The sequence below is a fragment of the Hymenobacter convexus genome (assembly GCF_030580955.1).
Lineage (GTDB): Bacteria > Bacteroidota > Bacteroidia > Cytophagales > Hymenobacteraceae > Hymenobacter.
In genome coordinates, this window is the sequence record NZ_JAUQON010000007.1 from 89,091 (window position 1) to 110,761 (window position 21,671).

Genomic DNA, 21,671 nt, shown 5'->3' on the forward strand with positions numbered 1-21,671 from the left:
AGAGATGCTTCGACTTCGCTCAGCATGACCGTCTTTATTTATTGTTCTAAATCCAAACCCTAAAATTACTGCCCAAGCACCACTTTGGCGTGGCGAATGACCTTATCACCTAAATAGTAGCCCTGCTCTACCACGTCCACGATTTTCCCTTTCAGGTCGTCGCTGGGCGCGGGAATCTGAGTGATGGCCTCGTGCAGCTCAGCATCGAAGTCGCCCCCCTTGGCTTCCATGGCGGTCAAACCCTTTTGCTGCAGGGTTTTGTTCAGCTTGCTCTGAATAATGTCGATGCTTTCGCGCACGGCGTTGGCATCGGTGGTGCTGGCGGTGGCAGTGCGGGCGCGCTCGAAGTCGTCAAGCACGGGCAGCAGCGCCGTCATCAGCTCTTGGTTGGCAGTTTTAAACAGGTCGATACGCTCCTTGCTGGTGCGGCGCTTGTAGTTCTCAAACTCGGCGGCCAGGCGTAGGTACTTGTCTTTGATTTCGGCCAGCTCGGCATCAGTGCGCGAGGCTTCGGCTTTCGGCGCGGCCGAGGCGGAAGCTTCGGCGGCAGCGGCGGTGTCGGTGGTTTCGCCGTCGGCATCGGCCATTTCGCCAGCTACGTGGTTGGGGTCAGCGGTCAGGTTGTCGTCCTGGGGCAGGTTTTGCTCGTTAGCCATTTGCGGAAATATTCGTCGGAAGGGGTTTTTCACGGGGTTAGCCGGTTAGTCAAGCTGCGGGCGCAATTCACTTGCCAAAGGGGCGCGGGCTGCCATAGTGGCATTGGCAATCAGTGTTACTTTTAGCAAACGTTTAACAGATTGCCTGTCGCTGATGACCACATTTCGAGAGTTATTGAATCACCCTTTAGGCATTGTCTTCATCATAGATAAACCTGACGGCGAAGAAGAGTGGCAGCCACGAACCGGAATTGTCGTTCCAGGAACGGACGGTCTGGCCGTCTGTTTTCCACCGAATACTGCAGCGACTATTCAACTCGACCCAGAATGGGAGGAACGTCTAAGTCGTGTTCCCGAAGACATGCGCACCCATTGCGACGCCGATTTTATGATTTACATAACAATAGGCCAATTACCGGATGACGCTGACCTCAATGCATATTCATTTATCGGACTTAACATCGGCCCACAGAATTAACCGTGCAACGCCTTCCAAATCACACCTAGCGCGCTAAGAAGGCCATTCTTCGTCGCCTTCCTCTTCGCCAAGGCCTTGGCGCTTAGTTGGGGCAGCATCGCGCCGAGTTTCTTCCAATGCCTTCCAAATCATGTCTTTCAGTGGCACGATGTTCTTATTCGTAAGGCTGGAAATGAATATGGCGGGCACTCCTTCCGGCAGCGTAGCCCGGATTTCGGCCTCCAGTTCCTCGTCAATCATGTCGGACTTGGTGATGGCCAGCAGGCGCTTCTTCTCCAGCAGGTCGGGGTTGAACTGCTCCAACTCGCCGATTAGCACGTTGTATTCGGCGTTGATGTCGGGCGAGTCGCAGCTTATCATGAAGAGCAGCATGGAGTTGCGCTCGATGTGGCGCAGGAAGCGGGTGCCCAGGCCCTTGCCCTCGGCCGCGCCCTCAATGATGCCGGGAATGTCGGCCATCACGAACGACTTGTAGTCGCGGTAGGCCACCACGCCCAGGTTGGGCACGAGGGTGGTGAAGGCGTAGTCGGCAATCTTGGGCTTGGCCGCGCTCACCACCGACAGCAGCGTGCTCTTGCCCGCGTTGGGGAAGCCCACGAGGCCTACGTCGGCCAGCAGCTTCAGCTCCAGGATGATAATGACCTCGATGGCCGGCTCGCCGGGCTGCGCGTACTGCGGGGCCTGGTTGATGGAGTTCTTGAAATGGTCGTTGCCCCAGCCGCCGCGCCCACCGGGCACGAGAATGAGCCGCTGGCCGTGCTCCGTGATTTCGAGCATCTGCTCGCCGGTGGCGGCATCGCGGGCTACGGTGCCGAGGGGCACTTGCAGCACAATGTCTTCGCCCTGCGCGCCGGAGCGCAGGTTTTCGCCCCCACCCTCGCCGTCTTTGGCGAAGACGTGTTTCTGATATTGCAGGTGTAGCAGCGTCCAGAGCTGCGAGTTGCCTTCGAGGATGATGTGGCCGCCGCGGCCGCCGTCGCCGCCATCGGGGCCGCCATTAGGCAGGCCCTTGGCCCGGAAGAAGTGGTGCGAGCCGGCACCGCCTTTGCCCGAGCGGCAGATGAGTTTGACGTAGTCGATGAAGTTATTGGAGGCCACAGGAATTGGGGTATTAAGGTAAAAAAACGGTCATCCTGAGCGTAGCGAAGGACCTTATCACAGTCGAACGATTTGCAGTAACGCTAAACCGTGCAAGCGTGATAAGGTCCTTCGCTACGCTCAGGATGACAGTCGTATTAAGAACTGACAGTCGTGTTAAAGGCGTAAAGTTACGCCTTTACTTCTTTGGTCGCTTCGGCGGGCGCTTCGGGCTTGGCGGCCTGGTGCTGGTCAATCAGGCCGCAAATCTGGCCGAAGATACTGTCGATGGGACCGATGCCGTTGAGGGCGTGGAATTTCTGCTGGGCGGCGTAGTAGCCGGCCACTTGGGCAGTTTCGGTGTTGTACACCGTCACGCGGCGGCGGATTTTGGTTTCGTCCTGGTCGTCGGGGCGGTTGCTGGTTTTGCCGCGCTCCAGCAGGCGCTTCACCAACTCTTCTTCCTGCACTTCCAGCGCAATCATGCAACCGATGTGGGTGTTGTGCGAGGCCATGAGCTGGTCGAGGCTTTCGGCCTGGGCCACGGTGCGGGGGAAGCCGTCGAAGATGAAGCCGCCGGCCTGGGGATTGGTTTCCAGGGCGTGGCCAATCATGCCGATGACCACAGCATCGGGCACAAGCAGGCCCTCATCCATCAGCTTCTTGGCTTTCAGGCCCAACTCGGTGCCTTCGGCAATCTGGGCGCGCAGCAGGTCGCCGGTGCTCAGGTGCACGAGGTTGTACTTAGCAATGAGTTTCTGGCTCTGGGTTCCTTTGCCGGCGCCGGGGGGGCCGAACAGCACGATATTCAACATGAACGAGGAGAGTTGCGCGGAGGCAAGTGGTAAGGTGGGGTTGGGCAAGTTAGTCAATCGGGGGCAGAAATGCTGCTACACGGCCACGTATACATCGGGCAGGTTGCGGCCCAGCCCGTCGTAATCCAGGCCGTAGCCCACCACAAAATCGTTGGGGATTTCCTTGGCCACGTAGCGGATAGACAACTCGTGGCGCAGGCTTTCGGGCTTGAAAAACAGCGTGGCAATCTCCACCGACGCCGGGCCTTTGCTCATGAGCGTGGGCAGCAGGTGGTGCATGGTGGTGCCGGTGTCCACGATGTCTTCGACGAGGACGATGTGGCGGCCCTGCACTTCTTCGCGCAGGCCCAGCACTTCCTGCACCACACCGGTGCTGCCCGTGCCCTCGTAGGAGGCCACGCGGATGAAGACAATCTCGCACTCGCCCTGGTAGCGCTTCAGCAAATCGGAGGCAAACATGAAGCCTCCCGTGAGCACCACCACAAACAGCGGCTGGCGCCCGGCGTAGTCGGCGCTCAGGCGGGCCGCCAGCCCGGCCACCGCTTCATCCAATTGACTAGCCGACAGATATGGCCGAAATTCTTTGCTATGGATGGTAACGTTGGCGTGGGCCATGCGGCGCGGGGGGTGTGATGGAGCCGCAAAGCTACTGATGGATGACGGAACCGTGAATTTATCGGATTTCCCGGATTGGGCGGCTTTTGTGGGCGGGGAGCAGGCGGCTCCATGGGCAACAGGGCCACCAAGCGAAAAATTAAGCAGCAAAAAGGCCGCCTCCGGTTAGGAAGCGGCCTTTCGTCAGTGCGTCTTTTTCAATCGTCCCTAACATCCGACCAATCCGAAAAATCCGCCGAATCCGTGGTTCAGGCTATTTCGCAAGCGCCGTGTAGATGAAGCGCGCGGCAGCCGGAGCGGCTTCGGCGAAGGCGTAGCGCACGTGGGGGCGCGAAACGAGTTCTACCCGCTCTTTTTCGAGCTGCACCGGGGCCATGCCGCGCTCGCCGCCTTTCTGGGCAATGTGAGGCGCGATGACCAGCGACACGATGCTCATCAGCTTGATGAGGATATTCATGCTCGGGCCGGAAGTGTCCTTGAAAGGGTCGCCGACGGTATCGCCGGTTACCGAGGCTTTGTGGGCATCGGAGCCTTTGTACTCCATCTTGCCGTTCACCATCACACCTTTCTCGAAGGACTTCTTGGCGTTGTCCCAGGCGCCGCCGGCGTTGCTCTGGAACATGGCCATGAGCACGCCGCTCACCGTGACGCCGGCCAGCAGGCCGCCCAGCACATGCGGGCCAAAGAGGAAGCCCACAATGATGGGCGAGAGCAGGGCAATGGCGCCGGGCGCAATCATTTTCTTGATGGCCGCTTCGGTGCTGATGGCCACGCACTTCTCGTACTCGGGCTTGCCGGTGCCTTCCATGATGCCCGGAATCTCGCGGAACTGGCGGCGCACTTCCTGCACCATGGCCATGGCCGCCTCCCCTACTGCCTTGATGGCCAGGGCCGAGAAGATGAACGGAATCATGGCGCCCACAAACAGACCGGCCAGCACTTCGGCATTGGAAATATCGATGGTGTCGATGTGGGCCGTGCCCATGAAAGCGGCAAACAGCGCCAGCGAGGTGAGGGCGGCCGAGGCAATGGCAAAGCCCTTGCCGGTGGCGGCGGTGGTGTTGCCCACGGCATCCAGAATGTCGGTGCGCTCGCGCACTTCCTTGGGCAGCTCGCACATTTCGGCGATGCCGCCGGCGTTGTCGGCAATGGGGCCGAAAGCGTCGATGGCCAGCTGCATGGCCGTGGTGGCCATCATACCGGCGGCGGCAATGGCCACGCCGTAGAGGCCAGCAGCTTTGAAGCTGAGCACGATACCAGCGGCCAGCACCAGAATCGGCAATACCGTCGATTCCATGCCCACGGCCAAACCACCGATGACGGTGGTGGCGTGGCCGGTGCTGCTTTGCTGCACGATGCTCATCACCGGGCGCTTGCCCATGGCGGTGTAGTATTCGGTTATGATGCTCATCAGCGTGCCCACAATCAGGCCTACCACCACGGCGTAGAACACGTGCAAGGCGTCGAAGCTGATGCTGCGAATGGTGAAAGTACCCGAAGGCAAAATCCACATAATGAGGAAGTACGAAGCTACCGCCGATACAATAACCGAGATGTAGTTGCCCAGGTTGAGAGCGGCCTGCACGTTGCCGCCCTCTTTCACCCGCACGCAGAGGATGCCGATAAGCGAGGCAATGATGCCCATGCCGGCAATGGCCATTGGCAGGAAGATGGGCGAGAGGCCACCGAACTGGTCGCCAGTCACGGTTACTTCGCGGCCCAATACCATGGTAGCCAGAATGGTAGCCACGTAAGAGCCGAACAAGTCGGCGCCCATGCCAGCCACGTCGCCCACGTTGTCGCCCACGTTGTCGGCGATGGTAGCCGGGTTGCGGGGGTCGTCTTCCGGGATGCCGGCTTCAACTTTGCCCACGAGGTCGGCCCCGACGTCGGCCGCTTTGGTGTAAATGCCGCCGCCCACGCGCGCAAACAGGGCAATGCTTTCGGCCCCAAGCGAGAAGCCGGTGAGTACTTCGAGGGCTTTCTCCATCTCCGTGCCGTTAGCGAGGCCGCTGGGCACGAACATTTTATAAAACACAATGAACAATGAACCCAAACCCAGCACGGCCAGGCCGGCCACGCCCATGCCCATCACCGAGCCGCCCGAAAACGACACGTTGAGCGCGGTGCTGAGGCTGGTTTTGGCGGCCTGCGCGGTGCGCACGTTGGCCTTGGTGGCAATCTTCATCCCGATGAATCCTGCCAAAGCCGAGAATACCGCGCCGATGATGAAGGCAATGACGATGACGGGGCTGGAGTTGCCGCTGGTGCTGCCCAGGTAGAACAGGAACGCCCCGGCGATGAGGCCAAACAGGGCCAGCACCTTGTATTCGGCCTTGAGGAAGGCGATGGCGCCGTCGGCGATAAAGCCGGCAATGGTCGTCATGCGGGCATCGCCGGCGTCCTGCCGGGCCACCCAGCCGGCGCGCAGCCAGGTATAGAGCAAGGCAAAAATGCCCAACGCGGGCACTGCGTAGAGGTAATTCGTCATAAGGGATGAATGGGTGGGAAAAAGTGAGTTACGCGGTTTTCGGTGCGCAAAATAGGGGAAATTGAAGCGAATCCAATTTTCCTGCATTTAGCTACCGCCGTTTCAATTTTTTCCTACCCGTGCTTTCTCCCTTTGCGCAGAATCACAGGCAGTTTAGCCAACTGTGGCTACTGGTCAATAACGCGTCGGCTTACAGTTCGCGCATCAACACCTGATAGAGGGCGAGCATGCTATCGATATCGCGCTTATCCACCAGCTCATCGGGCGAGTGCACGTGGTCTTCGGGCGCCCCAATGAAGCACCAGTCCCAAGGCGCGGCGGCGTGCTGCAGCTCCTTGGCGTCGGAGCCGCCGCTGCCTTCCACTTCAAGCTGATGCGGGATGCCCGAGGCGGCGGCAATGGCCCGGATGCGGTCGACGTAGGTACGACGCGGAATGAGTGAGTCGCGTAGCGAAATGGCGCAGCCCTGGCCCGCGTGCACGCCTTCGGTCACCCACGTAATGTCGGAAATGAGGGCCTGGCGCACGCCGTAGGTGTCGTGGATGTATTTGGCCAAGTAGGCCACTGAGCCTCCGCCGTGCTCTTCCCAGCATGAGAAGGCGATGATGCCGTGCTCCAGCGTTTCGCAGAGGCGCAGGGCGTTCCACACGCCGAGGCGGTTGTCGAGGTAGCAGCTTTGCACGGTGGTTTCGGTTTCGCGGAAGTCGCAGTAGAAGGTGAGCTCCGTGCCGCGGTCGATTTCGCGGTGGAACGCGTAGCCCAGTTCGCCCGTTTCCTCGTCTATGGTCAGCGTGCAGTCTATTTCCCCTTGCGAATCGTGCCCCACCAAACGGTAGCCGGCTTCGGCCTGCGGCCCGCCAATGCGCACCAGCTGCCGGCCGTAGCGCACGGTGAAGCCGATGCTGTCGAGGTGGGCAAATACGGCCGTGCGCGGCTGCCCAAACACCAGCAGAAGGCAGTCCTGGAACCGTTCGTCGGCAATAATCTGGGGTTGGTACCGCCAGCTGCCCTGGTGCTGGCGCACGTAGTCGAGCACGAAACGGGACAAGGGCGCTTCGTTGCCGGCCGGGGCCGCCACGCGGCAAAGTGCATGCAGCAATTGCATATGAAAAGGAATTTACGCCTAAAGCTAGGCCAAAGTCCGTACTTTAGCAGACCTGTTTGCTTTGGCCGAATTCTGCCCGAGCCCCACCTTGGGCCCGCCTTCGACTTTCTATCTATGCTGCGTTCGCTGTTTTGTATCTGTTGGGGCCTGCTCCTACTGCCGAATCTGGCCAGGGCCCAGAAGCCCGATACAATTCGCACTCCCCCGCCCATGAAGACGGTGGCCCTCGACACCGTGGGCGTGCTGCCTTCGGCCATCGACACCAAAGGCTGGCTGCTGCTCGACAAAGACATCCAACTGGAGCTCGACGGGGCGGTGCACAACATCTACAATTTCAAGTATGAGCGGGCCGAAAAGCAGTTCCGCTCGCTGCGGCGGCGCTACCCCAACCACCCCATGCCCTACTTCTTGCTGGGCCTGAGCACGTGGTGGAAAATCATGCCCACCAACTTCCAGACCGAGCAATACGACAAGACCTTCTTCGCATACATGGACACGGCGGCCACCAAAGCCCAAAAGCTCTACGACGCCGACAACAACAACTACGAAGCCAGCTTCTTCCTCTCGGCTGCCTACGGTTTCGATGCCCGCCTGCACGCCGAGCGCCACGACTGGCGCAAGGCCACCGTGGGTGCCCGACGCTCGCTCAACTTCCTCAAAAAGAGCCAGGAAGCCAACGGCCTGAGCCCGGAGTTTCAGTTCGGCCAGGCGCTGTTCAACTACTACGCCGTTTGGATTCCGGACAATTATCCGCTGCTAAAGCCGGTGCTGCTGTTTTTCCCGAAAGGCGATAAAAAGCTGGGCATGCAGCAGCTGCGCAGCGTGGCTAACAACGGCTTCTACACCGCCACCGAGGCCCGCGTGTTCCTCATGCGCATTCTTAAAAACGAGGAAAATAACGCCGAGGAAGCCATTCCGGTAGCGCGCTACCTGGCCAGCACCTTTCCCGACAACGGTTATTTCCAGCGCTTCTACGCCCTACTGGCCTACGACCAGGGCGAATTTGCCGACTGCGAACGGGTGAGCCGGGAAATTCTCGATAAGATTAACAAAGGCATGCCCGGCTACGAAGGCATTAGCGGGCGCTACGCCAGCTACTTCCTGGGCTACCTGATGCAGAACCGCTACCGCGACATGGCCAAGGCCAAGGACTACTACCAGCGGTGCATCGTGTTTTCGGAAAGCACCGGGGACACTTCCGGCGGTTTTTATTTGTTCGCCAACGTGAACCTGGCCCGCCTAGCCGTGAAAGAAAAGGATGCCACGGCGGCCAAACGCTACTACGCCGTGATAGCCGACAAAGCCGACCACAAATCGGAGCAATACAAGGAAGCCAAAGGGTGGCTTAAAAAGAACGGGAAGAGTTAGATTATCATGGAGTTATCCGACCTATTCATTGCGCCATTTTATTTGGCGATATTATATGCTATCGCCTTTGCGGTAAGGCCAGCCGTTACCAACCACTTTACCAAGCCCTTCTTCATTCCGGCCCTCACGCTGAAGTTCATCGGAGCCATCAGCCTGGGGATGATTTATCAATTTTACTACGGCGGCGGCGACACTTTCAACTACTACCGCCACGCCACCATTATTCACGAGGCCTTCGGCAAATCCTTTTCGACCGGTTTTCAGCTGTTGCTCGACAACGGCAGTGGCAACACCCCCGAAACGGCTCCCTACATCGCCCGCATGTTCTGGCACCAGACCAACTCCACGGAGTTTCTGGTGGCCCGCATTGCGGCATTTTTTGGCCTTCTATGCTTCAATTGCTACACGGTGATAGCGCTGTTTTTTGCGGTTGTCAGCTTCAGTGGGGTTTGGGCCATGTTCATTGCTTTTGCCAAAATAAGGCCGCACGTTTATAAGCAGTTGGGCTGGACGATGTTTTACGTGCCATCCATGTTTTTCTGGGGGTCGGGGCTGCTGAAAGACTCGTTGTGCCTGGGGGCTTTGGGCTGGCTTTTTTACGCCATGTACCGGGGTATCATTCAGCGGCAAGCGCTAATTAAATGCCTGACGATTGGCGCACTAGCTGTTTATGCGCTGCTATCTATCAAGGTTTACATTCTGCTGTGCTTCCTGCCCGCAGCCTTGGTGTGGATATTCAACGAAACCAACGACCGCATTAAAAGCAAGGCCTTGCGTCTGGTTGCCCGCCCGCTGTTTCTGAGTGTGGGAGCCATTGTTGCGTTTTACGCGGCCACCAACCTCACCAAAGGCGACGATAAGTACGACGTGGACAAAATTGGGGAGCGCAGCAAGATTACCGCCGACTACCTCTACCAGCAAAGCATGAAGCAGGAAGGCGCCGGTTATTCCCTGGGCGAGCTCGATGGCAGCCTCGGCAGTATGGTGAAGCTGGCGCCTCAGGCTATTGGGACGGCCATCTATCGGCCCTTCATCTGGGAGGCGCACAACCCGGTAATGCTCCTGTCGGCGCTGGAAGCAGGGTTCTTTCTGCTTTTCACGTTGCGCATTTTCTGGCGCACCGGTTTCTTCCGTACGTTCGGCGTCATCGGTAGCAACCCAATTCTGCTCCTCTGCTTTGTGTTTGCGCTGGTGTTTGCGGCTTCGGTTGGCATCACGAGTTCCAACTTCGGCACGCTGGTGCGCTACAAAATCCCGATGATACCTTTCTACCTCAGCGGGTTGTACATTCTGCAGGATATGGCCACGCGCCGGGCGTCCGGGTCTGCTTCGCAGGTAGGCAGGCCCGCCGCCCGGCTGCGACCGCAAGTGGCGGCTTAGCCCCTCGCCTGTTATTGAAACAGCGCCAGAAAATTGGCGGTGTTCGATAGAACCGAATAACGGGCTTCGATAGTAGCGCGGGCCGCCTGGCCCAGGCGCTGGCGCAGGCCGGCATCGGCCAGCAGCTGCCGCAGGCTGGCTTCCCACTCGGCGGGCGTGGCGCACACAAAGCCGTTGTAGCCGTGCTGCACCACTTCGGTGTTCATACCCACCGGCGACACCAATGCCGGTACGCCCAACGCCATGTATTGCAAGGCCTTGAATGCACATTTACCCTTGGCCCAGGGGTCGTCTTCCAGCGGCATCAGGCCCACGTGGAAGCCCAGCAGGTCGGCAATTTCAGTTTCTTTGCGCCAGGGCAAAAAAACCAAAGAGCGCAGCGGAAACTGAGGCGGCTGGTTGGAAATGACGCGGAACTCAAAATCCAGTCCTTCGGCTTCCAGCTTGGCCAGCACGGGCACCACCTGGTCGAGGTACTTGAGGGTGGAGTGCGTGCCCGTCCAGCCAATGATGAGGCGGCCGGGCGCGGCCTGGTCGCGCACCTGGTTGTGCAGATGCACGGTGTCGATGGTGGTCGGGTTGACCACGGCCACCGGGTTGAATTGCCGGGCGTAAGCGGCCAAGTAGGCATTGCCGCAGCTGTTTTTATAGGCCCAGGCGCAGATGTCGGCCACCTTGTGGTGCCATTTCACGCCGGCCGCTATTTTATTGGCTTCGGAGGTGTTGGCCAGCCAGATAGCATCATCAAAATCGTAAATAATTTTCTTGCGTAGCAGCTTGCTGATTATCCACTCGAACACGGGCGGACCTACGGGAGCCGCTTCCCGGTGAATGAAAACGAAATCGAAAGCCGGCACCGAAAACAGCAGCGCAAACCGGCGCAGAAATCCCATCAGAATGCCTTGCGCCTTGCGCAGGCTTTGGCCCGGCTTGTAGAGAATATTCCAGGTAGCCACCGAAATAAAGGGCGCCACTTCGTAGCGGTGCCCGGCGGCGGTGAGGATGTCGAAGTATTGCTCAAAGCGAAACCGCTGCGACGGTGCCCGGCCGGCCGGATAAGGAACGATGAACAGAATACGCATAAAATGACGAAAATAAGCCGGCGCGAAAGCAGCCTGGCAACGAGTGATGCTAGAGCAACTCCAGGGTAGCTCGGTTAAAATAAAACTCCAATACGGCCTCAATAACCCGTTGCTGGTCGTGCTCGGCCAGCTCGTAGAACAGGGGCAGCCGCACCAGCCGCTCGCCGTAGTAGTCGGCCCACGGCAGGGCGCGGCCGTCGTGCTTGGCGGCGTAGTAGGCGCTCCGGTGCAGGGGCAGGTAATGAAAAACGGCCCACACCTGCCGCTCTTTCAGGTGGGCCAGCAACGCGGTGCGCTCGGCCAGGCTGCGGCAAACGAGGTAGAACAGGTGGCCGTTGTTGGTGGCGTAGTCGGGCACCACGGGCAGGCCAATGCCCAGCGCGGCCAGCGGGGCCAGCGCCTGGTAGTAGCGCTGCCACACCGCCCGGCGCACCCGCTGAATGTCGTCCATCTGCTCAAGCTGGGCCCACAAGTAGGCGGCAATGATGTCGGAGGGCAAAAAAGACGACCCCACGTCGACCCAGCCGTACTTGTCTACTTCGCCCCGGTGGAAGGCCGAGCGGGTGGTTCCTTTCTCGCGAATGACCTCGGCCCGTGCATCGTAGCGGGCTTCGTTGATAACGAGCATGCCGCCCTCGCCGGAAATAATATTCTTGGTTTCGTGAAACGAGAACGTGGCCATGGTGCCCAGGCTCCCCAGCGGCCGGCCCCGGTAGTAGCTATCGATGGCGTGCGCGGCGTCTTCTACCACAGCCAGCCCGTGGCGGTTTGCTACCTCCTGAATGGCGTCCATGTCGCAGGCAATGCCGGCGTAGTGCACCGGCACAATGGCCCGGGTGCGCGGGGTCACGAGCTGTTCCAACTCGGCAGTGCCCATGTTGGGGTTGAGCGCGGTACTGTCGGCAAAAACGATGGTAGCGCCGCGCAGCACAAAGGCGTTGGCCGTGCTCACAAACGTAAACGAGGGCATGATTATCTCATCGCCGGGCTGCACGTCCAGCAGCAGGGCCGCCATTTCCAGGGCGTCGGTGCACGAGGTGGTGAGCAGCACCTTGCGAAACCCCAACTGTTCTTCGAAGTAGCGGTGCACGCGCTGCGTGAACATGCCATCCCCGGAAATTTTGCCGGAACGCACCGCTTCTTCGATGTAGCGCGACTCGTTGCCGGAAAAATAAGGTTTGTTGAAGGGAATCAGGTCACTCATCGGGCCCGCAAAGATACGGCGCACAGCAGCCTACTCGGGCTGCTGCCAAAGATGAAACACGTACTCGCGCCGGGCCAGCCGAAAACCGCAGTGTTCGTAAAAAAGCTGCGCGGCCCTATTGGCCTCCTGCGTCACCACTTGCAGCGCTTCCCGTCCCTGCCGGCGCGCCTCCAGCTGCGCCACCCGCACCAGCCCTTGCCCGATGCGCTGGTGCCGGGCGGCCGGGCTTACTGCCAGCAGCTCGATGCTGGCGTGGCCCTCACGGACGCCGAGCGTGAGCAACCCTACCGGCGTGCCCTGCCGCACGGCAGCCCAGGCCGTGCCGCTGGCCAGTGCCTGGCTCAGCCACTCGGCATAGAGTTGGTCGCAGGCCTGGGCGGGGATTCGGGCATCGCGCCGAAAGCGGGAGTACTGGCTACTTTGCTGGGCCAGCTGGTGGAGCGCGGCCGAGGGTTCGGTCACCAGTTGATAGGCAAGGCCAGGCGTTTTTGCTTCATTGGGCAGAGCCACGCCAGGCAGCGCCATGGCATATGTCAGCCGCACATCGGCCAGCCACGCGGCGGTAGCTTGCGCGCTGGCAATAGCCGCTTCGGCTCCGGCATCCACTACCAGATACAGCAATTGCAAGCCCGCCGCCTGGGCATTGGCCATTGCATCGGTCACCTGTTGCGGGGTGTGGGCCGTGGCACGCCCCACGGAATAGCCCAGCCACGCGCTGTCCCAAGCCAGGAGTTCGACCGATGCGTTATCCCTCATGGCCAGCAGCTTAAGGCAGCAGCTGGGTGTAGGCTTCCTGCACGCGCGTGAGGCTGCGGTGGCGCACCGCCAGCTCGTGGATGCGGGTGCGGTATTCGGGCTCGTGCATCAGCGCCGCGAGGCGGGCCAGAGCCGCGGGCACGCTTCCCGGCTGCGTGAGGTCGAACACGGCCCCGCCGCGCTCGGCTTCGATAATAGCCGAGTCGTCGCCCACGCCGGGCGTTACCAGTACAGGCAGGCCGCTGGCCCAGTATTCGCCAATCTTGATGGCCGAGCAAAACAACCGGCACGGCGCCGGTCGAATGGGCGAAAACGCAAAGTCAGCCGCCGACAGGTAGTCGGGCACTTCGGCGTGCGGGGCTTTGGTCACGAAAGCCTGGTCGGGGCCCAGGCCTACGGCTTGCAGCTTGCGGCGCACGTCGGCTTCGGCATTGGGCGTGAGCACGATGAGCCGGAAATCAGGTCCGAAATGGTCGGCCGCAGCGCGGAAAAGGTCGAAGGCTTCCTGGTCGTAATAGATGTCGCCAAACTTGCCCACGTAGATGCCCACCACCGCCGTGGCCGGGTAGCCCAGGCGCTGGCGCACCCGCCGGGCCGCCGTCTCATCAAAAGCAAAAGTCTGAGCATCAACCGAACAAGGCACCGTCACAATGCGCTGGGCCGGTACGCCTTCGCTGATGAGCTGCTGCCGGTAGTTTTCGGCCACGGGCATCAGGCCTTTGGCGAGCTGCTTCTGACGCTTCTCCCAGTGCCGCTGAAACAGGTAGCGCGGGTCGTAGGCGCGCCACACCCCCGATTCGCGCATGTAAGCGGCGTGGGGCTCGAAGGATTCCACGTAGAAGGGCAGCTTGGTTTTCTGCCACACCAAGTACGCCAATGCGCCGGCCGGCGCCCCGCGAGCCAGAATAAAGTCGGGCTTGAACTCGGCTACTTGCCGGATAAGCTCCTGCGGGAAGCGCGTAAAATCCTCGATTTTATTGAGAATCACGTTGCGGCCCGGCCGGGAACGCAAGGGCTCAAAGGAGATTTTATCGGCCACAAAGCCTGGAGTGAACTGCAATTCGGCCTGGGCATCGGGGCCGCGCTCAATGGTTACCAAGCGCACGGCGCTCACGTCGGCGCGGTTCTGCAACACGCGCAGGTGCGGAAAAACGGTCGAAGTAGTCAAGCCGTCGTGCAGGCCCCAATAACTCAAGAATAGAATGCGCATAGCAACGGTAACAACGAGCGGAATGAAATAGGTCGGCGGCGGGGCCGGGCTTAGGTGCGCAGCTTTTTCAGGCTTTGCACCACACCTTCGCCTACCAGGCAGCGGGCCAGCAGCAGGGCCGCCGTGCGCACAGGCAAATAGGGCGCGGCCTTGCGCGCGTAGCCCCAGGCCTGGCCGCGGTGGTGGTCGGCGTAGGCATGGATGGCGCAGAGGTAGTACACCCGGCCCGTGAGCGTGCGGCGCTGCTCCGGCGTGAGGGCCACCCGGTCTAGCATCCAGGCCAGGGCCAGTTCGAGGCGGCGCACCAGGGCCGAGTTATCGGAGCGCATCGAGCGCTGGTCGTGGTCGTTCATGGTGAGCGTCACGGCATCGACGAGGTACACCCGGTCCTGCTGCGTGTTTTCCAACATAAACATCCAGTCCTCCACGGCGGCGTAGCGGCGGTCTTCCTCGAAGAGATGCAGGCCCGGGTTCTGGCGCCGGATGCAGATGTTGCAGGCCAGTGCATTGCCGCGCACAAAGGTGTCGAGGCCGTACCAGCCCTCGGCCAGGGCGGCCGTGTCGCTGTCGGCGTGCTGGCCGGCCCGGTCAAAGTCGTACTTCGTGGCAATGAAATTGGGCTGCTTCAGCTCCTGAATTTTGGCGTGTAGCGTGGCCAGATGCTCAGGGTGGAACCGGTCGTCCGAATCCAGAAACAGCACGTACTCGCCAACGGCACGGGCGAAGCCGTAGTTGCGGGCCGCGCCCCGCTCGGCGTTTTCCTTGGGAAAGTAGCGCAGGCGCGCATCGGTGGCGTAGCGCTGCACCACTTCGGCGGTGTTGTCCTTGCTGCCATCGTCCACTACCAGAATTTCTAGGTGCGGGTAGGTTTGGCCCAGCACCGACTGCAACGTCAGGCCAATAAGGTCGGCGCGGTTGTAGGTGGGAATGACAATACTGAAAAAAACTTCTTTCACAACGCAATTATTTAATACCCGCCTTGGGTCAATTTAATCCCTACAGGTCGGATGCAGATTATGCGCCACTTGACACGTGAGCGAATCGTTTTTTCAGATTCAAAAAAGGCATTTCTACCCATTGGTAAGAGGCAGCGGCCAGGAATATCGCAACAGCCACCGCTATTAAATATACGGCAGCGTGATGGGTTGGCCCGGCGGCGATTCCCACCGCAGTTGCTATTCTGATGGCAAGCACAATAGCCAGCGGATGCAGCATGTACAAGCCATACGAAATGCGCCCCATGTAGTCGAGGCCGGGCAAACGCAGGCTTACAACAGAAGTATCAGTCAGCGCTAGGTTCAATACCAGCATACCGAAGAGTACGGCGTAAAGCTCGTGCGTAAAGTAGGGAATCTGCTGGCCGCGGATTATTAGAATTGTTAGCAGCGGCCAAAGAATCCATTGCACCGGACGCGCCGTGAGCAAGCGCAGTAGTTGGGTACGCTGATGAAATAACAACACAGCAAACACGCCACCAATTGCCATGCATTGAATGCGAAAGAATGCCAGAAAATATTTGATGAACGTAGTGATTTCGTTGATAGGCAAAATATGCCGCGCTGGGGTTGTTAGCGCCCACATAATATTTGTCATCACGATAATTACACCTGCTAAAAGCAAGAAATTGCGAATATAACGCCTTGAATAGCAGACCAATATCGGCCATATCACATAAAATTGCTCCTCAACCCCGATAGACCATGCATGCGATACATAAGGTACTATTGGAAACAAATGCGTGACTGCATTAGGCAATATCAGTACGTATAGCAACAGTTTATATCCCAGCTGCTGGCTGACCAAAGGCGTCAATTCCGGGAAATACAACACCTCAATGTACGGAAACACAAAAAAGGACATGCCTACTACCAAAAAATAAAGGGGCCAGATACGAAGCACCCGTCTCAAATAGAAAGCCCGAAAGTCGATGGTACCTAATTTTTGCTTTTCGGCCAACAATAAATAGGTAATCAGAAAACCACTTAGCACGAAAAATAAATCGACTCCTAACTGGCCTAGAAGTGGAATCGCCGGCACATTCCAGTAATTTGACAGCTTGAATTGCTCCCTGTTTTCCTCTACGTGGTCGATGATAACAAGCATCACCGCCAGAAAACGAAGACCATTCAAGTTTGGGAAGAATATTCGAGCAGTTGGTTTCTCAGCTTTATGTTGCTGAACAGCTGCTTGCGATACTGACTCCATGAAGATATTTAAATCAAAATGCTAGACAAAGCATTGATTATCAAATCAATGCCAACGAATTAAAATTAATAGCTTTTGCAGGCGCAGTAAACGCCCCTTGCCGTGTTAGCAGTGTAAGTGGCCTCAATCCACCACCACGCCCATGCTGGCGTACACTTGCTTGAAACTTGCAATCCACAGCAGCCAGTTGGCGTAGGTGCAGCGCGGGTCGTTGGCTTCGTCGAACACGAACTGCAACGCTGCGGGGTCGAAGTCGCGCGGGTAGTTTTGCATGGCGTCAAGCCGCCCGTGCAGCCACGCCTGGTTCAGGTAATGGTTGGCCGCGATGACGTCGAAATCAACGCCCTTGAACATGTTGGTCGCCGACGAAATAAACGAAGTCTGGGTGAGTTCGACTTCGGATTTGGCGAAGCGCGAGAGGCGCTGCCGCGTCCAGCGCAGGGCGCGGGCCAGCTGGTGCACTTCGTCGGCCTGCTGCTGGCCCGCCGACCACAGGTTCAGCCAGTAATCTTTGCTAAATGCCGCCGAGGCCACCGAATACAGGCTATAGAACGGCAGCTGAAAGTAGATGCCCTCTTTAGCCAGACCCAACCGGTGCAGCACCGAATGCAGTTTGAACCGGTTGAGCAGCAGGGCGCGCAGCCACCACTCGGGGCCGGCGGGCAACGAGAGTTCGTATTCCTGCAGCCCCTTGCTCCGCACGCCCATATTGGCCTGGAACGTGGTGATGTTGCTGCCCCAGTAAAACTTGGTCATTACGACCTGGCGCGACTGCATGTAGTCGGCCATCTCGCTAAAATTTACCGGCTGGGTCATCCATATGTCGTCTTCCAGCAAACAAAATACCGGCGTGGCCGCTTCCACGCCTTCAATCCAGAGCTTGGTGGGGATAACGCGCAAGGAGAACTTCGGCCCGCCCGCCACGTGCGCTTCCAGCTGCGCCACTTTGGCGTCGTACAGCTCAGAACGCTTGATTTCGACCTGCGGGTAACGGCGCGCTATTTCAGCGAGGTAGGCCGGTGGGGTGCCGTCGTCGAGCACCGTAATGGTAAAATCCCCCGTTACGTGCGCGTAGATGCTGCGCAGGCAACGGTCCAGGTAAAACGGCCGATTGAAGGATTTGACAAGGATGGAAACGGCAGTCGGCATGAGAAGGAATTCGGCCCGGCCGCAGCAGCCCCGGCGAGCAATGACAAACGAATGGCGCGCGGGCACCCGCGCAAATTTAGCAACGGCCGGCCGCGGGAGCCGCTTAGGGCCGCACCGTGGCGGCCAGGAATTTGGGAAAGAGCGGCGTGAGGCCCCAGCGCGAGAGCTTCACGAGCAGCAGCGCGGCCCCAATGAGCAACAGCGTGCGCAGCGCAATGCGCGCCACTGGCAGCTTTAGCAACGACAGCACGTGCAAATCGACGGCAAACGTGGAGAGAAGGCTCCCGACGCCGAAGAGCAGCAACGCGAGGTCGAGGTTGTGGGTGGCAACGCCAAAGCTCAGGCCGGCGGCCCGTACGATGAGCAGCCCGATATTGGCGTACAGATAATACTTCTGCCGCTCCATGATGGTGTAGATGCCCGCCGTGCCCAGCGACAGCAGCTTGAACAGCGAGTAAAACCCCAGGTAGCTGGTAAACACGCCCGCCATTTCCCATTTGGCCCCGAACACGACCCGGAAAATCACGTCGCCGTACACCGTCACGATACTGAACGGCAGCACTCCGATGTACAGCAGCTTATAGTACAGATTGAGCGTGATGCCCGGCAGGCGCTCGGGCGCTTCCTGGTAGGTTTCGGCCGCCTTTTGCATGTATACCGGCGCAATGGCGGCCCCTAGCACGTTGATAGGCATTTCGAGCAGGCTCATCGAAAACGAATAGAGGCCAACGGCTTCGGCGCCGAAGGCCGGGGCCAGCAGGAAAATCGGGAGTTGAGTCGAAGCCACGTAAACGTAGCCGCCCGGCATGTACACCAGCGGGAAATCGCGGTATTTGTGGGCCACCAGCCGCATGCGCTTCCACGACACCTGGCGAAACAAGCCTTTGAACTCGTGGCGAATGCTGCCCACGGCCAGGGTTACCGTGGCCGTGATGCGGTTAAAAAAATCGGCCAGCAGCAGCCCCACCACGTTGCCGTGCGCCAGCAAGCCGTAGCCAATGGTGAAGGCACGGCTGGCCAGATTAGTGGCAATATCCACCCCCACCCGCTTGCCAAACTGCTTGTCGCGCATGTACCAGGTGCTGAGGATGTTGTTCAGGTTAAACATCAGCAGCATCAGCGGCAGCGTGTAAAACCATGCCCCCATTGCCTCCACGTGTAGCTGCTTTACCAGCCACGGCCCCACAATGCCCAGCCCCACGGCCAGCAGGCCGCAGGTAACCACCGATATCAACACCGTGAGCTGAACCAGGGCGAGAAACTGCGACCGGCGGCGCGGCAGCAGAAACGCCCCCGGGTACGACAAAGTGGTCAGCAGGTTCAGGTTGCTGATAAGCGCATTATACACCGCAAACTGCCCGTAGGCAGCCGGCGGATAAATGCGCGACACCACCGGCGTAAGCAAAATCCCGATGATGGTGCTCAGCGTCGACCCCGAAAGTGTGATGGCCAGGTTGCGGGTAAACGACCCCTTCTGACGCAGCGAGCTGACGTTTTGCTGATAAAATTGTTGGAGTCGTTGGCGCATGAAAGCAGGCGGCAACCGCTTACTGATGAGGAGATGAATACGGAACCCGGCAGCGCCCGTCCGCGTGAGGCAGCAAGCCGCCCGGCGCCCGGCAAAACGACAAGCCGGACCGCCCTGCTTGTTTAGTAGAAGCGCTGCTTCCCAACCCTTCAGATGGTTGAAAAACAGCGCTTCGTGGTTTGTGCGGCCGTGGTTTGCAAAGCAAGCTCACCCGGTCGCACCCCTAAACGACAATGAGATTTACTCGTGCTGGCTGAACACCTTGTGGCCGCCCTTCATCAGGTAAGCATCGCGCTCGAACAGCGACATATCGGCCTGCATCATATCCTTCACCAGGGCCGGCAGGTCGTAGCGCGGCTCCCAGCCCAGCTTGGTTTTCGACTTGGTGGGGTCGCCGATAAGCAGGTCCACTTCCGTGGGGCGGAAGTAGGCGGCATCTACGCTCACCACTACCTGGCCAACCGGCACGTGGTATTTGCCCGAAACGCTCACCACGCGGCCCACTTCCTTGATGCCTTCGCCTTCGAAGGCCACTTCGATACCGGCCTCGGCAAACGCCATCTGCACGAAATCGCGCACGGTGGTGGTCACGCCGGTGGCAATCACGAAGTCCTCGGGCTCGTCCTGCTGCAGGATGCGCCACATGGCCTCCACGTAGTCTTTGGCGTGGCCCCAGTCGCGCTTGGCGTCCAGGTTACCCAGTTTCAGGTCGTTGCGCATGCCCAGGGCAATCTGCGCCACGCCGCGGGTGATTTTGCGGGTTACGAAAGTCTCGCCGCGCAGCGGGCTTTCGTGGTTGAAGAGTATGCCGTTGCAGGCAAACATGCCGTAGGCCTCGCGGTAGTTCACCGTAATCCAGAAGCCGTACATTTTGGCCACGGCGTAGGGCGAGCGCGGGTAGAAGGGCGTCGTTTCCGACTGCGGCACTTCCTGCACCAGGCCGTACAACTCCGAGGTGCTGGCCTGGTAGATGCGCGTCTTTTTGGTCAGGTTCAGCAGGCGCACGGCTTCGAGAATGCGCAGCGTGCCAATGCCGTCGACGTCGGCTACGTACTCGGGCGAGTCGAACGACACCTTCACGTGCGACATGGCGCCGAGGTTATAAATCTCGTCGGGCTGCACTTCCTGAATGATGCGAATCAGGTTGGTCGAGTCCGTGAGGTCGCCGTAGTGGTTGGTGAAGCGCGGGTTTTTTACCCCCCGGTCGTTCGCAATCAGGTGGTCGATGCGGTCGGTGTTGAACAACGACGAGCGGCGTTTGATGCCGTGCACTTCGTAGCCTTTTTCAAGGAGAAGTTCGGCCAAATAAGCTCCGTCCTGGCCAGTGATTCCAGTGATAAGGGCTACTTTCATAAGATGCAGTATGGTAAAACTCTTCAGGCCCGGAATGGGGCACGGTATGACAATGAATGCGAAAAAGAGGCGCGCTAGGCTTTTTGCAGCGCTTTCGTAACCTCGTTGGGACGATAAATAAAGGTGATTTCCCGCTCGGCGTTACGGGCCGCCATAAACTCGTCGCAGACGCGGTAGGCGGCCTCCAACTGGTCTTCTCCGGGGCGGGGTACGTAACCGGTGCTATAACGTTCGGGGTCTTGCACCTGGGGCAGGCCAGCTTGTGCAAAAAAGCGCCGCTTCATCGGCCGCAAAGGCCGCTTTAGGCTTTCCACAAATTCCTTGCTGAGCGCAATGGCACCGTTCAGGGAGAAAGGCGATTTGCGCACGTCGTAGAATATCTGCACGCGCCGGGCTTCGTCGGCGATGCTGCGGGGGCTCATGTTGTTGAAATTGCCCTTGGGGTTGTTTAGGTGCATGCTCAGCACGCCGGTGCACCAGGCAATGTTCACGTTTAGGCGGGTGATGCGGAAGATGAACTCGGCATCAACCATCACAATACCCGTATGAAACAACCCGGTGATGGCCAGCGACTTGCGCCGCACCAGCATGGGCATGTCAATCATCCAGAAGGGCTCCTTCGTGGCCAGCCAGTTCTTGTACTCGTCTACCTTTTTTTCGCCTACGCGGGCAAATGTCTGGTCGTAAAGCTGGCCGAAAGCGGTGTGGCCCAGCATCACGTCCACGTCGGGGTGCGCAATCATGAAATCGGCCGCCATCCGAATCGTGGGATACCAGTAGGCGTCATCGTCGCTGATGGACTTGATGATTTCGCCCTTCGCCATCAAAAAGCCTTTGTTGAGCCCGTGCGACTGGCCTTTGTCGCGCTCCGACACGAAGCTCTGAATTTTGCCTTCGTCGTAGAGGCTTTGCAAGTAGGCCGGGGTGCCGTCGTTACTGCCGCCGTCGCACACTATGATTTCCTCGTCGGGCTGCCGGGCGGCCACCAGTCGCGCCATGATGTGGCGCAAATAAGGCAGCTTGTTGTAAGTAGATACGACGTATGAAATGCGGTACTCCATCTAGTATTTGGCGATTGTAAAAACCAATCGGTTCGGCAAAGGTAACGCATAATGCTGACTGACAAGCAACCCTATTCGCGGTTGGCAGTTCCCCAAAGCCCAGCTACGCTCAAAACAATGCATTTACAACCAATTAAC

19 protein-coding genes are annotated in these 21,671 nt (G+C 59.1%); 3 read left to right on the top strand and 16 right to left on the bottom strand.

The window, feature by feature from the left end; all coding sequences use genetic code 11:
• Window positions 1-65 precede the first annotated feature (65 nt).
• Window positions 66-656 carry a nucleotide exchange factor GrpE gene (locus tag Q4S41_RS15775; RefSeq protein ID WP_305032087.1) on the bottom strand — a complete coding sequence of 197 codons (591 nt, stop codon included), beginning with the start codon at window positions 654-656 and terminating at the stop codon, window positions 66-68.
• 154 nt (window positions 657-810) lie between these two features.
• Between Q4S41_RS15775 and Q4S41_RS15780 the strand changes: the two genes are divergently transcribed.
• A complete protein-coding gene (locus Q4S41_RS15780; protein WP_305032088.1) occupies window positions 811-1,134 on the top strand; it encodes a hypothetical protein in 324 nt (107 codons plus the stop codon).
• Window positions 1,135-1,167: 33 nt separating this feature from the next.
• Here Q4S41_RS15780 and obgE read toward each other — a convergent pair whose 3' ends face one another.
• The 5 genes from obgE to Q4S41_RS15805 form a co-directional block, all read right to left on the bottom strand.
• A complete protein-coding gene (gene obgE, locus Q4S41_RS15785) occupies window positions 1,168-2,232 on the bottom strand; it encodes a GTPase ObgE (protein WP_305032089.1) in 1,065 nt (354 codons plus the stop codon).
• A 170-nt stretch (window positions 2,233-2,402) separates the two neighbouring features.
• Window positions 2,403-3,026: an adenylate kinase gene (locus tag Q4S41_RS15790; RefSeq protein WP_305032090.1), complete on the bottom strand. Its 624-nt coding sequence runs from the start codon at window positions 3,024-3,026 to the stop codon at window positions 2,403-2,405.
• A 75-nt stretch (window positions 3,027-3,101) separates the two neighbouring features.
• Window positions 3,102-3,641 carry a phosphoribosyltransferase gene (locus Q4S41_RS15795; protein ID WP_305032091.1) on the bottom strand — a complete coding sequence of 180 codons (540 nt, stop codon included), beginning with the start codon at window positions 3,639-3,641 and terminating at the stop codon, window positions 3,102-3,104.
• Window positions 3,642-3,894: 253 nt separating this feature from the next.
• Window positions 3,895-6,132, bottom strand: a complete 2,238-nt coding sequence (locus Q4S41_RS15800) for a sodium-translocating pyrophosphatase (protein WP_305032092.1) — start codon at window positions 6,130-6,132, stop codon at window positions 3,895-3,897.
• Window positions 6,133-6,322: 190 nt separating this feature from the next.
• A complete protein-coding gene (locus Q4S41_RS15805; RefSeq protein WP_305032093.1) occupies window positions 6,323-7,237 on the bottom strand; it encodes a M20/M25/M40 family metallo-hydrolase in 915 nt (304 codons plus the stop codon).
• Between the two features lie 210 nt (window positions 7,238-7,447).
• On the opposite strand from Q4S41_RS15805, the gene Q4S41_RS15810 reads away from it, so the two are divergent.
• Both Q4S41_RS15810 and Q4S41_RS15815 read left to right on the top strand, forming a co-directional pair.
• Window positions 7,448-8,605, top strand: a complete 1,158-nt coding sequence (locus Q4S41_RS15810; protein WP_305032094.1) for a tol-pal system protein YbgF — start codon at window positions 7,448-7,450, stop codon at window positions 8,603-8,605.
• A 42-nt stretch (window positions 8,606-8,647) separates the two neighbouring features.
• On the top strand, window positions 8,648-9,985 hold the full coding sequence (locus tag Q4S41_RS15815; RefSeq protein WP_305032095.1) for a hypothetical protein: 1,338 nt from the start codon (window positions 8,648-8,650) through the stop codon (window positions 9,983-9,985).
• A gap of 11 nt (window positions 9,986-9,996) precedes the next feature.
• Here the strand turns inward: Q4S41_RS15815 and Q4S41_RS15820 are convergent, their stop codons facing one another.
• From Q4S41_RS15820 to Q4S41_RS15865, 10 genes are all read right to left on the bottom strand, one after another.
• The gene (locus tag Q4S41_RS15820) at window positions 9,997-11,067 is read right to left on the bottom strand and encodes a glycosyltransferase family 4 protein (RefSeq protein ID WP_305032096.1); all 1,071 of its coding nucleotides are present in this window, start codon (window positions 11,065-11,067) and stop codon (window positions 9,997-9,999) included.
• A gap of 49 nt (window positions 11,068-11,116) precedes the next feature.
• Window positions 11,117-12,271, bottom strand: coding sequence for a dTDP-4-amino-4,6-dideoxygalactose transaminase (gene rffA, locus Q4S41_RS15825; protein WP_305032097.1), 1,155 nt, complete (start codon window positions 12,269-12,271; stop codon window positions 11,117-11,119).
• A gap of 30 nt (window positions 12,272-12,301) precedes the next feature.
• Window positions 12,302-13,027, bottom strand: coding sequence for a GNAT family N-acetyltransferase (locus tag Q4S41_RS15830; protein ID WP_305032098.1), 726 nt, complete (start codon window positions 13,025-13,027; stop codon window positions 12,302-12,304).
• 10 nt (window positions 13,028-13,037) lie between these two features.
• Window positions 13,038-14,237, bottom strand: coding sequence for a glycosyltransferase (locus Q4S41_RS15835; RefSeq protein WP_305032099.1), 1,200 nt, complete (start codon window positions 14,235-14,237; stop codon window positions 13,038-13,040).
• A gap of 50 nt (window positions 14,238-14,287) precedes the next feature.
• Window positions 14,288-15,193, bottom strand: a complete 906-nt coding sequence (locus tag Q4S41_RS15840) for a glycosyltransferase family 2 protein (protein WP_305032100.1) — start codon at window positions 15,191-15,193, stop codon at window positions 14,288-14,290.
• A 58-nt stretch (window positions 15,194-15,251) separates the two neighbouring features.
• A complete protein-coding gene (locus Q4S41_RS15845) occupies window positions 15,252-16,442 on the bottom strand; it encodes an acyltransferase family protein (protein WP_305032101.1) in 1,191 nt (396 codons plus the stop codon).
• A 123-nt stretch (window positions 16,443-16,565) separates the two neighbouring features.
• On the bottom strand, window positions 16,566-17,591 hold the full coding sequence (locus tag Q4S41_RS15850; protein WP_305032102.1) for a glycosyltransferase family 2 protein: 1,026 nt from the start codon (window positions 17,589-17,591) through the stop codon (window positions 16,566-16,568).
• A 103-nt stretch (window positions 17,592-17,694) separates the two neighbouring features.
• Window positions 17,695-19,119, bottom strand: a complete 1,425-nt coding sequence (locus Q4S41_RS15855; protein ID WP_305032103.1) for a lipopolysaccharide biosynthesis protein — start codon at window positions 19,117-19,119, stop codon at window positions 17,695-17,697.
• Window positions 19,120-19,359: 240 nt separating this feature from the next.
• Window positions 19,360-20,472: a GDP-mannose 4,6-dehydratase gene (gene gmd / locus Q4S41_RS15860; protein WP_305032104.1), complete on the bottom strand. Its 1,113-nt coding sequence runs from the start codon at window positions 20,470-20,472 to the stop codon at window positions 19,360-19,362.
• A gap of 74 nt (window positions 20,473-20,546) precedes the next feature.
• Entirely contained in the window at window positions 20,547-21,533 is a 987-nt protein-coding gene (locus tag Q4S41_RS15865; protein WP_305032105.1) for a glycosyltransferase, read from the bottom strand.
• Window positions 21,534-21,671: the final 138 nt, after the last annotated feature.

Coding starts and splice junctions, on each gene's coding strand:
- Q4S41_RS15775 (WP_305032087.1), bottom strand. CDS start 656: ATGGCTAACGAGCAAAACCTGCCCCAGGACGACAACCTGACCGCTGAC.
- Q4S41_RS15780 (WP_305032088.1), top strand. CDS start 811: ATGACCACATTTCGAGAGTTATTGAATCACCCTTTAGGCATTGTCTTC.
- Q4S41_RS15790 (WP_305032090.1), bottom strand. CDS start 3,026: ATGTTGAATATCGTGCTGTTCGGCCCCCCCGGCGCCGGCAAAGGAACC.
- Q4S41_RS15795 (WP_305032091.1), bottom strand. CDS start 3,641: ATGGCCCACGCCAACGTTACCATCCATAGCAAAGAATTTCGGCCATAT.
- Q4S41_RS15800 (WP_305032092.1), bottom strand. CDS start 6,132: ATGACGAATTACCTCTACGCAGTGCCCGCGTTGGGCATTTTTGCCTTG.
- Q4S41_RS15805 (WP_305032093.1), bottom strand. CDS start 7,237: ATGCAATTGCTGCATGCACTTTGCCGCGTGGCGGCCCCGGCCGGCAAC.
- Q4S41_RS15810 (WP_305032094.1), top strand. CDS start 7,448: ATGAAGACGGTGGCCCTCGACACCGTGGGCGTGCTGCCTTCGGCCATC.
- Q4S41_RS15820 (WP_305032096.1), bottom strand. CDS start 11,067: ATGCGTATTCTGTTCATCGTTCCTTATCCGGCCGGCCGGGCACCGTCG.
- rffA (WP_305032097.1), bottom strand. CDS start 12,271: ATGAGTGACCTGATTCCCTTCAACAAACCTTATTTTTCCGGCAACGAG.
- Q4S41_RS15830 (WP_305032098.1), bottom strand. CDS start 13,027: ATGAGGGATAACGCATCGGTCGAACTCCTGGCTTGGGACAGCGCGTGG.
- Q4S41_RS15835 (WP_305032099.1), bottom strand. CDS start 14,237: ATGCGCATTCTATTCTTGAGTTATTGGGGCCTGCACGACGGCTTGACT.
- Q4S41_RS15845 (WP_305032101.1), bottom strand. CDS start 16,442: ATGGAGTCAGTATCGCAAGCAGCTGTTCAGCAACATAAAGCTGAGAAA.
- Q4S41_RS15850 (WP_305032102.1), bottom strand. CDS start 17,591: ATGCCGACTGCCGTTTCCATCCTTGTCAAATCCTTCAATCGGCCGTTT.
- Q4S41_RS15855 (WP_305032103.1), bottom strand. CDS start 19,119: ATGCGCCAACGACTCCAACAATTTTATCAGCAAAACGTCAGCTCGCTG.
- gmd (WP_305032104.1), bottom strand. CDS start 20,472: ATGAAAGTAGCCCTTATCACTGGAATCACTGGCCAGGACGGAGCTTAT.
- Q4S41_RS15865 (WP_305032105.1), bottom strand. CDS start 21,533: ATGGAGTACCGCATTTCATACGTCGTATCTACTTACAACAAGCTGCCT.